The organism is Roseburia sp. OF03-24 (assembly GCF_003463035.1).
Lineage (GTDB): Bacteria > Bacillota > Clostridia > Lachnospirales > Lachnospiraceae > Roseburia > Roseburia rectibacter.
Genome location: NZ_QSCK01000008.1, coordinates 65,316 through 78,363, shown reverse-complemented (window position 1 = coordinate 78,363; position 13,048 = coordinate 65,316). Strand labels below are relative to the sequence as shown.

The 13,048-nt window shown below is 41.0% G+C and carries 11 protein-coding genes; all 11 read left to right on the top strand.

All coding sequences use genetic code 11. The features are described 5' to 3' along the window. Positions 1-277: 277 nt before the first annotated feature. Entirely contained in the window at positions 278-1,471 is a 1,194-nt protein-coding gene (locus DXA60_RS05505; protein ID WP_243006769.1) for an HNH endonuclease domain-containing protein, read from the top strand. 106 nt (positions 1,472-1,577) lie between these two features. Continuing rightward, positions 1,578-1,868, top strand: coding sequence for an ATP-binding cassette domain-containing protein (locus tag DXA60_RS19530; protein WP_330418381.1), 291 nt, complete (start codon positions 1,578-1,580; stop codon positions 1,866-1,868). Then, positions 1,828-2,061 (top strand): purine biosynthesis protein PurH, encoded by a 234-nt coding sequence (locus DXA60_RS05495; RefSeq protein ID WP_117920220.1) that lies wholly within the window; start codon positions 1,828-1,830, stop codon positions 2,059-2,061. Before DXA60_RS19530 ends, DXA60_RS05495 begins: the two co-directional genes overlap by 41 nt. 217 nt (positions 2,062-2,278) lie before the next feature. Beyond that, positions 2,279-5,137 (top strand): response regulator, encoded by a 2,859-nt coding sequence (locus DXA60_RS05490; protein ID WP_117920219.1) that lies wholly within the window; start codon positions 2,279-2,281, stop codon positions 5,135-5,137. 12 nt (positions 5,138-5,149) lie between these two features. Next, positions 5,150-5,914, top strand: coding sequence for a response regulator (locus DXA60_RS05485; RefSeq protein ID WP_243006768.1), 765 nt, complete (start codon positions 5,150-5,152; stop codon positions 5,912-5,914). Between the two features lie 219 nt (positions 5,915-6,133). Then, positions 6,134-8,074, top strand: coding sequence for an LTA synthase family protein (locus DXA60_RS05480; protein ID WP_117920217.1), 1,941 nt, complete (start codon positions 6,134-6,136; stop codon positions 8,072-8,074). A 68-nt stretch (positions 8,075-8,142) separates the two neighbouring features. After that, complete coding sequence (locus DXA60_RS05475) at positions 8,143-9,171, top strand: aldo/keto reductase (RefSeq protein WP_117920215.1); 1,029 nt, start codon at positions 8,143-8,145, stop codon at positions 9,169-9,171. A gap of 139 nt (positions 9,172-9,310) precedes the next feature. Then, the gene (locus tag DXA60_RS05470) at positions 9,311-9,964 is read left to right on the top strand and encodes an HAD family hydrolase (RefSeq protein WP_117920213.1); all 654 of its coding nucleotides are present in this window, start codon (positions 9,311-9,313) and stop codon (positions 9,962-9,964) included. A 42-nt stretch (positions 9,965-10,006) separates the two neighbouring features. After that, positions 10,007-10,909 (top strand): PdaC/SigV domain-containing protein, encoded by a 903-nt coding sequence (locus DXA60_RS05465; protein ID WP_117920211.1) that lies wholly within the window; start codon positions 10,007-10,009, stop codon positions 10,907-10,909. Between the two features lie 160 nt (positions 10,910-11,069). Next, positions 11,070-11,879, top strand: a complete 810-nt coding sequence (gene larE / locus DXA60_RS05460) for an ATP-dependent sacrificial sulfur transferase LarE (protein ID WP_117920306.1) — start codon at positions 11,070-11,072, stop codon at positions 11,877-11,879. A 37-nt stretch (positions 11,880-11,916) separates the two neighbouring features. Further along, positions 11,917-12,669, top strand: a complete 753-nt coding sequence (locus tag DXA60_RS05455; protein WP_117920208.1) for a tRNA threonylcarbamoyladenosine dehydratase — start codon at positions 11,917-11,919, stop codon at positions 12,667-12,669. The last annotated feature ends 379 nt before the right edge of the window (positions 12,670-13,048 follow it).

Sequence of the window (13,048 nt, the reverse complement as noted above, 5' to 3'; positions counted from 1 at the left end):
GTGGCAAGTTCTCTTTCGGTTCCAAAATAGCCGCATTGAATTTCCGGAAACTCTTCAATTATGTGAAGGGCTTAGGACATTACGCTCAAAATCCGGTACTTGCATAAAACAAGGCAGGAAAGCCCCGGCATATATCTTCTAAAATCCGGCGACATACTACAAATTATGAATTTTTCAAGGTGCTATAGAAATAGGGGAAAAGTTATTTATGGTTTTGCCCCCAACATCATGATATTTTAAAATTGTAATAAAAAAAGTTACAATTTTAAAAGACGAATTGAAACAGATAATCAAGGGAGAAGGTGAGATATTGGCTGATTTACCCATCGACAAGAAATACTACAACAAGCTTGACATAGATGGATTTTCTAAAATGATGAATTCTCCAACGTGCAGCTATAAGTTTTATTGGCTCGAAGCAATTGTGCAGCTGATATCTGCTAATAAAAAAGAAGCTGCCTACGATGAAATCATCAACAAAATGATATCAAATGCCTGGTATCCGGTTCTTGAGTATCACATCCACTTAAGTGGAATCTATGGGGAAGGAATTATTAAGGATAATCTTGAAAAAGCCGTATTAAGATTACAGAAATTAAGCGGACTTGCAAACAATGCAAGTGACGTAGAAATCATAAATAAATTGCTGGAGTTTTCGGAGGATAAAGAACTTGGCACTTACAAAAAAGACCTCACGAAAAATGTTCCTTACAAGGCTTTATCTGGATTTGCAAATCGTGGAGTCGAGAAGATTAATCTGGAAAGCAGTGCCGGAAGAATGATGGAATATTATAACAAACTAAGCCAGACCGAAATCTTATTGCCATATACATTTAATGATGGTAAAAGTCTGAAAAGAGTGATTACCTTTCAAGATGACTGGTTTCAAATGATTCGGGACAATACCGTAAACATTCTCGGTTGGATTCAGTTGGAAAAGGTTAGGTGGCTGCAGAATAATAATCCGGAAGTTCCGGGATTGGTATATAAACTTACCTCCGCAGATGAAAAAATACGCAAGTTGGAAAATGCAAGAAAGCTTTGGGACGCGGTGATGGAAATTACGCCAATTATAGATGTATTTAAGGGTGAACCAATCAATACACAAGAATATGATCTGGATCATTTTATTCCACACTCATTTGTGATGAATGATGAACTCTGGAATCTCATGCCGATGGATTCCATTTGGAATTCCAGGAAAAATAACAAGCTCCCAAAATGGGATTTGTTTTTTTCTAAGTTTGCAGATAATCAGTTTATTTTATATGAAAAGATGCATGAAAAGCCTGGAATTCACAAGTTATATGAAGCCTGTTACAGAGACAATTTACATTCCATTTGGGCAAATCAGGAACTTTATCGAAAAGGAAATTCAAGAGAGGAGTTCTGTAAGATATTGGATAAAAATATGCATCCTGTATACGATTCGGCAAGAAGGCAAGGTTACCAAATTTGGAATCTTGCATGAAATATATTGGATTGGCTACCTTTATAGATATTTTGCATTTATTTACGAATTAAGTTCCGTTCAGGTATACAAAATCGTAAAGCCGAAAGAGTTAAGAGGTTTATTTTTGCCTTATGCGTGGAAACTGTCATCAGGAGAACTGACACTGTTAAAGGGAGATGTGCGTTTCCATGATGTCGTGTTCGGCTATGTACCGGAGAAAACGGTGCTGAACGGAATATCATTGTTTGCAAAACCGGGACAGAAGATCGCTTTTGTCGGATCGACCGGAGCCGGAAAGACAACGATCGCACACAGGCTTTCCACCGTAAGAAATTCCAATGCGATCATGGTACTTGAAAAAGGAGAGAATGACAATGGGATATTTAATTTCCGAGACAACAAAAGAAGAACGTGAAAAGATCGTGGCAGAATCATTAGGAAACATAGATGCAGCCTGCGATGGCTGCATGTCAGGACTTGTGGAAATGTATCAGGATTATATTGATGGGAAAAAAGAACTGCGCGAGATCAATATGGAGTTCAATGCCCGCTATGTGAAAAGTGAGGATATGCCTGGAAGAGAAGGCTGCGGGTCTCAGGGAAGATAAGGAGGAAAATCAAATGAGTTTCGTAAAAGGAATCCATCATGTACGTTTGAAAAGCAGCCGGATTTGAAAAAAGAGAGTGCGGGCAGCTTTGGCAGCAGATGTTGAAAATTAAAGTCAACTAAAATTTACGAAAAACCAGTTATCAAACCCACCAGGACATGATATAATGGTAAAAATGTACTAGTTATGTGCAGGAACAGAAGGGGGAGCGTAAGTGATGACATTTGCGGTTTTGTGGCTGTTACTTCATATATTTGGTGTTCTTGTGGCTTTTGATTTACTGGTGATTGTTTTCCGGAAGGAAGATACAAACTATAGAGGGGAGCTTATCTTAACGATTGCCTGCTGTCTGGTGACACTTGTGGCAAAAAGTATTTACATTGTGGGCGGTCAGAAAGAAACTATGGTTGTGATCGGGAAAATGGAATACCTGGGAAAATGTTTTGGTAATTTCTGCGCTCTCATGTTTATGATACGCTGGAAAAATATAAAAATCCCACAATGGGCGATTCATCTGCTTCTTGTGGTAAACATGGGATTTTATGTTATGATCGCAACCGTTGATTATCATCATCTATACTATAAAGATTACTGGCTGGCTCCTTCGAAGGCAAACCTGAACGGATATACGCTGGAAATCTCTCCAGCACCAATGTACTATGTCTATATGGCTTTCTTACTGGCAGAAATCATGACCACGATCGGCATCATCATCTCTTCCTACTGCTCTCAGAGAAGTATGCCCAATAAAGGGAAAATCCATTTCCTTATGATCGCAGCGATGCTTTCACCAATGCTCCTGTTGTCTCTGCGCATTTTAAAAATTCTAAAAGGAGATGATCCAACACCTCTTGGAATTCTGTTGTCCTGTATCTTTATGAGCATTGCCGTTGTAAAATACGGCTTGTTTGATCCTGTAAAAAATGCAAAAAATTATATTATTGATAATCTGAAAGAAGCTGTCATTGTAACAGATGCGGATCACCGTTTCCTTTTTTTAAATTCGATGGCGGATAAAATTATTACTTCTATAAATAAGGAACAGGGATATTGCACGGATGATAAGATATATACATTTATTCAGGGCAGTCAGGATTTTTTTGACTGGAAAGACCGGCATTATCAGGTGGAAGAAACGGTGTTAAAGGACAATGAACTGATACAGGGATATATGATGACAATTGTCGACGTGACAAAGATCATAGAGCAGAACCATCTGATGAAGCGTCTTGTATTACAGACGGAAGATGCCAACCGTGCCAAAACCAACTTCGTTTCGAATATGTCACATGAGATACGTACGCCGATGAACTCTATTGTGGGAATTACAGAGATCTTACTGCGTTCCCGGCATTCACCGAAGGAGCAGGAATATTTGCTGAATATCCAGAGTTCCGGGCGTGTGCTTCTTACAATCATCAATGATGTGCTGGATTGTTCAAAGATGGAAGCCGGTAAAATGCAGCTGTTTGATGAACCGTATGATACATGTTCAATGTTTCATGATCTGAGGATCAGTATGGAAAACAGGATCGGACATTCCGGTCTGGAACTGATCTATGATATTGATCAGGATATTCCATGTAAGCTGAAAGGGGATATGGGGCGTATCCGTCAGGTCATCATAAACCTGGTGAATAACGCCATTAAATATACAGAGAAAGGCAGCGTCCGCTTTTCCGTGCATGTCAGACAGAAAAATACGGATAAAGTAATGCTTTATTATGAGGTGGCAGATACCGGGATCGGAATCCGCAAGGAAGATCAGAAAATTCTGTTCGATGCGTTTCAGCGCGTGGAGATGGACAGAAACCGTTATGTGGAAGGAACCGGACTGGGGTTGACAATTTCCCAGAATTTAGTCAATATGATGGGAGGAGTCATTGAAGTAGAAAGCGAATATGGCAAGGGAAGTAAGTTTTACTTTACGATAGAACAGACCATTGTTGATGCGACACCAATGTCTGCTGTTAATTACGAGCAGCAGAAGGAGAGTGTGATCGAAAAAGAAGCAGAGAATCTGTTTATTGCGCCGGAAGCTCATATTTTGCTTGTAGATGATAATGATCTGAATCTTGTGGTTGCGCAGGAGCTTTTAAAGCCGCTTCAGATGCAGATAGATACCGCGGAAAATGGTATGCAGGCAGTTAAGATGGTTCGGCAGGAACAATATGATCTGGTATTGATGGATCATATGATGCCGGTTATGGATGGAATAGAAGCTACAAAAGAGATTCGTGCATTGCCGGATGAAAAACGAAAAGAAGTGCCGATCATTGCACTCACTGCAAATGCAATGGTAGATGCGAGAAAAGAATTTTTGAATGTGGGGATGAATGGTTTTGTTGCAAAACCGATTGAGTTTACACGGATCTGTAATCAGTTAAAGTTATGGCTTCCGAAAGAGCTTATACACGAGATTTCTAAGGAAGAGGCAAAAGAACTTATTACAGAGGATGATATGGATGCTGCGGCAGAGACAGAAAGATCACAGGAAGTAACAGACGGATTTTCGTTTGAAGAGGGGGTAAAACGTTGTGGTTCAAAAGCAGCCCTTATGAAAACGATCCAGATTTTTTACCGTACAATCGACAGCAAGGCAAATAAGATCGAACAGTGCCTGAAAGAAGGTCTGATCAATGATTATGTCATTGAAGTACATGCGTTAAAGAGTTCCGCACTTCTGATCGGTGCAGTACCGTTATCAGAGGCGGCAAAGGAACTTGAAAGTTGTGGTAAGCAGGCAGACACATCAGTGCTTGAGGAAAAAACACCGGATCTGCTTACGATGTACCGTGGTTTTAAAACGATACTCCGTCCCTATGCAGATAAGGAGGAAGCTGCCAAAAAAGAAGTTTCGGATGGCGAGTGGATCGATGCGTTACAGCAGATTCATCAATGCATAGAACAATTTGATCTTGACGGAGTGGATCTGATCATGCAGCAGCTTGAAGAATATCAGATCCCGGAATGTTTAAGAGAATCCATGGATCAGCTGCGTGTATATGTGGCAGATGTATCGATGGAAGAGATTATGGAATTGACAGATACCATGACGGAGTTATTGCGGGACTAAAGGAGGTATGTTATGCTTGAGGACAAAAGAGAATTTCTTATTTTGATGGAAGAACAGAGTTATCTGATGAAGTCATTTGAGAGTACATTTGAAAAAGAAAAGGTTAAAGCAAAGGTAGTAAATATCGCAATGGCAACAACGCTTACCACAAAAGAACAGCCACAGGGCTATCTGATCTGTACAAGTGCAGAACTTTTGAAAAAGGCGGTAGGTGTCAAGGTAATCGTCGATCATGCGATCAAGCATAAAACGCCTGTATTTGTTATGGGAAATGTGGAAGAGCTTGAGAAATTCTGGGAAACACTTCCAAAACAGATGTTTACTGATATCTTTATAAGACCGATCAATGTTGTGGAGATGGTGGAAAACATCAAACGGCAGGTCGATGAATATTACAGGATGAAAAAAAGAACGATTTTAGCAGTTGATGATTCGGGGGTAATACTTCGAAATATTAAGACACTGTTAGAAGATAAATATCAGGTGATCCCGGTCAATTCCAGCGAAATGGCGATCAAATACCTTGCCTTAAATATACCGGATCTGATCTTATTAGACTATGAAATGCCGATCGTCGACGGCAGGCAGTTTATGCAGATGATACGCGAAGATGCAGAATTTCAGAATATTCCGATCATTTTCCTGACGGGAAAAAATGATGCACAGACAGTCATGAACGTGATGTCATTAAAGCCGGACGGTTATCTGTTAAAGAGCATGGATGCACAGAAACTGCATGCATCAATTGATGATTTCTTTAAAAAGCGGACAAAATAATATGGAAAATACCTCCTTTGCAGGCATGATATAAATCTGCTCAGGGGGTATTTTATTGATATTGAAAACCCACCATTTACCGGGACCTGTAATATCAGAAGAATAAAAATCAAAAAAACTAAGAAAAGTTTAATCTTCACAAAATTGACAAATCTGTATGTAATGATAGAATAACTTTGTTGAAAAAGAGACTATGAGAGATTGAATTATGAGGAAACCATGAAGATAAAGTTATATTTTGAAAAAGAGAATCTGATCCGGCTTGCAGTTGCAATGGTGTTTGCAGCAGTGCTGTTTGCAGTCATTCGATTTCCGATATGGGTGCTGCTTGGTTTTGGAGTACTTTATTTTGGAATCAAGAGCTTAAAGATTGAATTAAATGAAAAACTGTCATGGCTGTGGAGTGCGCTTATGCTGGGAAGCGGCGGTATTTTTACGGCTTATCATATCCAGTACCTGCTTTTGGATGCAGAACTGAGAGCTAAGATTTCAGATAACAAAATGCTGTTAAACGTATTATGCTGCCTGGTAGTTTTTCTGGTCGTCCAGGTATTTACGAATAATACAGGCTTAACCTGCCTGATCTCGCACATTGTGCTTTTATCCTTTGCAGGGATCAACTATTTTGTATATTTGTTTCGGGGAAATGAATTTATTTTCAGTGATTTAAAGTCCATTCAGACAGGACTATCCGTGGCAGGCAATTATGAATTTGTCATGGATGCAAGGGCAGGGTATGTGATACTTCTTTCCACGTTGTATGTTGCACTGATCCGGAAATTGCATGTTTCCTTCAAAAAAAGGATTCCAATGTCGATCGTCTGTATTTCACTTGCCGTGCTTTGCTGTGTATATATAGGAAAACATACGCAGACTGTAGTGACAGAAACATGGGAACAAAAGGGAAGTTATAGAAACGGTTACATCTTAAACTTTGTGTTAAGTATCCGTGACTGCTTTATTGCGGAGCCGGAGGGATATTCGAAAGAGGCAGTGCAGAAACTGGAAAAACAGTATGCAAAAGAGACGGATACCGATAATGGGGGGAAAGACAAGAAGCCGACGATCATTGTTGTTATGAGTGAGTCTTATGCGGATTTAAGCGTGGTGGGTAATTTCTCAACGAATATCGATCTGACGCCGTTTTATGATTCTCTGGAAGATAATACGATCAAGGGACACGCGCTTTCTTCAGTATTTGGTGCTAAGACACCGAACTCGGAGTGGGAATTTTTAACCGGCAACTCCATGGCATTTCTTCCGAGCGGTTCGGTTGTCTATCAGCAGTACATTACCGATACGCCGACGTCGCTGGTGTCAGATCTGAAAAATATCGGATATACCTGTGTGGCAATGCATCCTTATTATGAGACCGGATGGAGCAGGAATATTGTATATCCGAATATGGGATTTGATGAGTCACACTTTATAGATGATTTTGACCAGACCAAGATCTTACGTGATTATATTACAGATCAGGAACTGTATGAAAAGATCGTTGACCGTTATGAGAGCAAAAAGTCCAATGAAGATTTATTTATCATGAGTATTTCCATGCAGAATCATGGTGGTTATACGGAAAAATATGATAATTTTGATGAAAAGGCACGGATGCTCGGTATCAATTATCCGGATGTGAACCAGTATCTGTCATTGATTCATGAGAGTGATTCTGCATTAGAGTATCTGATCTCCTATTTTGAAAAAGTGGATGATCCGGTGGAGATCGTCTTTTTCGGAGATCATCAGCCAAGTTTATCATCCAGCTTTTATCCGTATCTGAATGGAAAAGGTCTGGGGGGACTGACGCTGTCGGAACTTGAAAATCTCTATACAGTACCATTTTTCATCTGGACAAATTATGACAGCGAAAAAGAAAATGTTGAGTTGACAAGTCTTAATTATCTGTCTACATTGGCATTAGAGCGTGCGGGCATCACGCTTCCGGCATATAACCAGTTTTTAGCTGACATGATGGAAGAAATTCCTGCAGTCAATTCCAGAGGTTTTTATTCAAAATCACAGGGAAGATTTTTGCATGTGGAGGATGCGGCCGGTGAGGATGCCAGATGGCTGAAAAACTATGAGATACTGCAGTATAACAATATGTTTGATAAGCGAAATAAGAGTGAGTTATTTTTCCCATATCTAAAACAATAGAATGCATAGATGAGGCTGGGAGCAAATAGTGGTTAAAATACGATTTAAGGAGGAAAACAATAAGAGTTATGGAAGCGGTAGTACTAGGAAGTACAGGGATCAAAGTAAATAAAAATGGATTCGGTGCGTTGCCGATCCAGAGAGTCAGTACGGAGGATGCGGTAAAACTGGCGAGAAAAGCGTATGAAGCGGGCATTACATTTTTTGACACAGCGCGTTTCTACACGGACAGCGAGGAAAAGTTAGGTGAAGCATTTGATGGAATGCGTGAGAAAGTTTATATTGCAACGAAAACAGCGGCAAATAATGCAGACGAATTCTGGGAGCAGCTGGGCATTTCTTTGCATAATTTAAGAACGGATTACATTGATATTTATCAGTTCCACAATCCGTCTTTCTGCCCGAAACCGGGGGATGGAACAGGACTTTATGAAGCAATGCTCGAAGCAAAAGCACAGGGAAAGATCCGTCATATCGGTATTACAAACCACAGACTTGCAGTTGCCGAGGAAGCGATCGAATCCGGATTGTACGAGACATTACAGTTCCCGTTCTGCTATCTGGCAACAGATAAAGATATTGCTCTGGTGGAAAAATGCAAAAAGGCAAATATGGGCTTTATTGCGATGAAGGCACTTTCCGGTGGACTGATCACAAATTCGGCAGCAGCCTATGCATTTGAAGCGCAGTATGAAAATGTACTGCCGATCTGGGGCGTGCAGAGAGAAAAAGAGTTGGACGAATTTATTTCTTATATTGACAATCCGCCAGCTATGACCGATGAGATCCGTGCGCTGATCGAGCATGACAGAAAAGAACTTGCGGGAGATTTCTGCCGCGGATGTGGTTATTGTATGCCGTGTCCGGCGGGTATCGAGATCAACAACTGTGCCCGCATGTCATTACTGCTCCGTCGTTCCCCGTCAGCGCTGCAGCTCACACCTGAGGTTCAGGCTAAGATGAAGAAAATTGAAAACTGCTTACATTGCAATAAGTGTAAGAGCAAATGTCCGTATGGGCTTGACACACCTGCGCTTCTGGCAAAAAATTATGAAGATTACAAACAGGTGCTTGCCGGAAACGTGAGTGTTAATTAGAAGATCACAAACAGATGCCTGCGGGGAACGTGAGTGCTAATTAGAAGATTACAAACAGGTGCCTGCGGAAACCGTAAGAGTCAATATCAGGAAGATAATGGCAGTGTGAAATATAAGCTGTCTGGAAATGAGGTTCATTATGAAAAAGTATGAAACAGTCGTTTTTGACCTGGATGGAACTTTATTGAATACGTTAGAGGATTTGGCGGATGCCACCAATCATGCACTGCGTACGATGCAGATGCCGGAGCGCACGATCGGTGAAGTGCGTTCATTCGTTGGAAACGGTGTGCGTCGTCTGATGGAACTTTCTGTTCCGGGAGGATTTGATAATCCAAAATTTGAAGAAACATTTTCCATATTTAAAAAATATTATGGAGAGCACTGCAATGACAAAACCAGAGCCTATGATGGTGTGGTTCCGCTGCTTCGTGAATTAAAAGAAAAAGGTTATGCCCTTGCGATCGTTTCTAATAAGATTGATTTTGCCGTCAAAGAATTGAATGAAATTTATTTTGAAGGTATCGTGCAGGCTGCGATCGGAGAACGCGAAGGTGTGGCGAGAAAACCGGCACCGGATATGGTAAAAACTGCACTGGAAGAACTGGGTAAATCTGCTGATACAGCCGTCTATATCGGGGATTCAGATGTGGATGTCATGACAGCAAAAAATTCCGGACTGCCATGTATCTCGGTACTCTGGGGATTCCGTGATAAGGAGTTTCTGATCGAACATGGAGCAACACATTTTGCAGAGAAACCAGAGGATATTGTAAAATTTTTAGAGCAGTAGAGGATGGCAGATTAGTCTGTCTGCAGAGGAAAGGAATTTTGCATGAAAAAAAGAAACTTTATATTGATTGTAGCATTGTCACTGTCATTGATGTTTGCAGCAGGCTGTGGTGAAAATAAGAGTATCGGTGCGGACAATAGCGCAGACCGTCAGGAAACGAGTGAAAGCACGGTACAGAATGAGGCACAGGCAGATGACACAGAATCTTCTGGAGATACACAGCGGGCAGAAACAACAGACATTGCCGATGGGACAGAAGCAGAACAGGAAGCACAGAGTGATTATCAGGTAGAGATGGTAAGTTATAAAAAAACAGAGCTGGTTGATATTTCTTACCCGAAGATCACAGGATGGAGTAATACCGACAAGCAGGAAGAATGGAATAACTACTTTGAAACTACTGCGAAAGAGGCTGCCGGGGAAATGACAGGAGATACAGAGGAGATGAGCCTTGGCGCAAACGATTCTGTAATGCTTACCTACACCGTACAGGAACAGACGCAGGATATATTGTCATTGACCTGTCAGGGTTATTATAATTATGAGGGAGCGGCACATCCGTCCGCAGCACTTACATCCGTTAACATTAACATGAAGACCGGCGAAAAAATGACATTTTCTGATTTTGCCGATCCGGATCAGACAGCAAAAATTTTATTTGCCGGGAAAGAGGATGGAGGCAGCGCGCAGGGGTATACGGTACTGGATGCAGATGGAAATCCTTCTGCAGAAATCACGATGAAGGATATTTTGGAATTTAATTTTATCTGGATGGAACCGACAGAGGAATCACTTGCAGCAAGCCTTGCTCATTTTGATGGCGATCCGGAGGATTATGGAACAGATGAGACAACAGGAGAATCTTACATGCATGATGGGAAAGTATATGTGATCTTTTATGTCAATCATGCTATGGGTGATTATGCAGTGGTAAGACTGGATTAGACGGAAGCGGGCGCTGGATGCAGAAGCATTTGACGTCCGCTTTGTCATATCTTTTGACACTCACATCATATCATGTTAAAATACATAGAACCTATGAGAAAACTAGGAATTAATGGAAAAATATAGTTTTTATAAAAAGGCAGTAAGAAGAAGGATTGTTATGCAGTCAGTACAGGAAAAATATAAAAATTTACAGGAATATTTAAAATCATTGGGCAGTGTTGCCGTTGCATTTTCCAGCGGAGTGGATTCTACATTTCTGCTTGCCGCTGCTAAAGAAACACTTGGTGCAGATCATGTGATCGCAGTTACCGCATCCTCCTGTTCTTTTCCGAAAAGGGAGTTAGAGGAGGCAAAGCAGTTTTGCAAGGAACAGGGAATCAGACATATCGTGTGCAAGTCAGAAGAACTTGATATCGAGGGATTCCGGCAGAATCCGAAGAACCGCTGTTACCTTTGCAAGCATGAGCTGTTTGAAAAAATACTTGAAATCGCAAATGAATATCAGATCAATGCCGTAGCAGAGGGTTCGAATATGGATGATAACGGCGATTATCGTCCGGGACTTGTAGCCGTAGCAGAACTTGGAATCAAAAGTCCGCTCAGAGAGGCCTTACTGAATAAAAAAGAGATCCGCACACTTTCCAAAGAAATGGGATTGCCGACATGGGACAAGCAGTCATTTGCGTGCCTTTCCTCCCGGTTTGTTTATGGAGAGACGATCTCTGAAGAAAAACTTGGTATGGTAGATAAGGCAGAACAGTTATTGCTTGATCTGGGATTTCATCAGGTGCGCGTAAGAATCCATGGGGATATTGCGCGTATTGAAGTGCTGCCGGATGAGATTGAGAGACTGGTTTCCGGGGAAAACCGGGAAAAGATTTATTCTTACCTGAAACAACTGGGATTTTCCTATGTGACACTTGATCTTGGTGGATACCGTATGGGAAGTATGAATGAGACACTATAGTGAAATAGCAATAGAGATAACAGGAGATATACAGGATATGTTAAATCAATTTTCGAGAACCCAGTTATTACTTGGGGCGGATAATATGGAACGGCTTGCCAATGCGAAAGTTGCGGTCTTTGGGATCGGCGGAGTTGGCGGCTATGTTGTGGAGGCACTTGCAAGAAGCGGAGTCGGATCTTTTGTGATCGTGGATGACGACAAGGTCTGCCTGACCAATATTAACCGTCAGATCATTGCAACCAGAAAGACAGTTGGAAAATATAAAGTTGATGTGATGACAGAGCGCATCTTAGAGATCAATCCGGATGCGAAGGTGGAAGCAAGAAAATGTTTTTATCTGCCGGAAAATGCACATGAGTTTGATTTTTCCGAATATGATTATGTCGTGGATGCAGTAGATACAGTTACAGCCAAATTAGAGATCATCATGCGGGCAAAAGAGTGTAACGTACCGGTGATCAGCTGTATGGGAGCCGGCAATAAATTAGATCCGACCAAATTTGAAGTAGCAGATATTTATAAGACGACAGTCTGTCCGCTTGCCCGCGTCATGCGCCGTGAGTTAAAAAAACGTGGCGTCAAAAAATTAAAAGTTGTATATTCTAAGGAACAGCCGACAAGACCGATCGAAGATATGAGTATCAGCTGCCGTTCACATTGTGTCTGCCCGCCTGGAACAGTCCATAAATGTACAGAACGCCGTGATATTCCGGGAAGTATCGCATTTGTACCGTCTGTGGCAGGTCTGATCCTTGCAGGGGAAGTTATAAAAGACCTTACAAAATAATTCTTACAAAAATATTTAAAATATTGATGCAGGGAACATGAGGAAGATGAAAAAAATTATGGGTGAAATACATGAAAAGGTATTTCACCTATTTTTTTGTGTGTGAATTTGCCTGTTTTTAGAAAAAAATAGACAAAACAGAATATAATAAAAAAAATTAGTACAAAAGTACAAAATGTATAACATAATACTTGCATTTTACAATGCAATGTGATAAAGTGTTATCAGCGTAAAGGGGCGCAGAGAAAAAGAGCCATCTTTGCGCATTTTTATTAAGGAGGAAAATCCTCTCCTCGTCAGAGGACTCGGATTTTTGCTTCGCAAAAACAAGGAGGAAAATCCTCTGCTCCTGCAAAGGCAGTCGCATTTTGCTCCGCAA

What these genes read in the sequence shown, in the direction of transcription:
- DXA60_RS05485 (WP_243006768.1), top strand. Translation starts at nt 5,150, where the DNA reads ATGCTTGAGGACAAAAGAGAATTTCTTATTTTGATGGAAGAACAGAGT.
- larE (WP_117920306.1), top strand. Translation starts at nt 11,070, where the DNA reads ATGCAGTCAGTACAGGAAAAATATAAAAATTTACAGGAATATTTAAAA.
- DXA60_RS05495 (WP_117920220.1), top strand. Translation starts at nt 1,828, where the DNA reads ATGGGATATTTAATTTCCGAGACAACAAAAGAAGAACGTGAAAAGATC.
- DXA60_RS05455 (WP_117920208.1), top strand. Translation starts at nt 11,917, where the DNA reads ATGTTAAATCAATTTTCGAGAACCCAGTTATTACTTGGGGCGGATAAT.
- DXA60_RS05475 (WP_117920215.1), top strand. Translation starts at nt 8,143, where the DNA reads ATGGAAGCGGTAGTACTAGGAAGTACAGGGATCAAAGTAAATAAAAAT.
- DXA60_RS05465 (WP_117920211.1), top strand. Translation starts at nt 10,007, where the DNA reads ATGAAAAAAAGAAACTTTATATTGATTGTAGCATTGTCACTGTCATTG.
- DXA60_RS05480 (WP_117920217.1), top strand. Translation starts at nt 6,134, where the DNA reads ATGAAGATAAAGTTATATTTTGAAAAAGAGAATCTGATCCGGCTTGCA.
- DXA60_RS05490 (WP_117920219.1), top strand. Translation starts at nt 2,279, where the DNA reads ATGACATTTGCGGTTTTGTGGCTGTTACTTCATATATTTGGTGTTCTT.
- DXA60_RS05470 (WP_117920213.1), top strand. Translation starts at nt 9,311, where the DNA reads ATGAAAAAGTATGAAACAGTCGTTTTTGACCTGGATGGAACTTTATTG.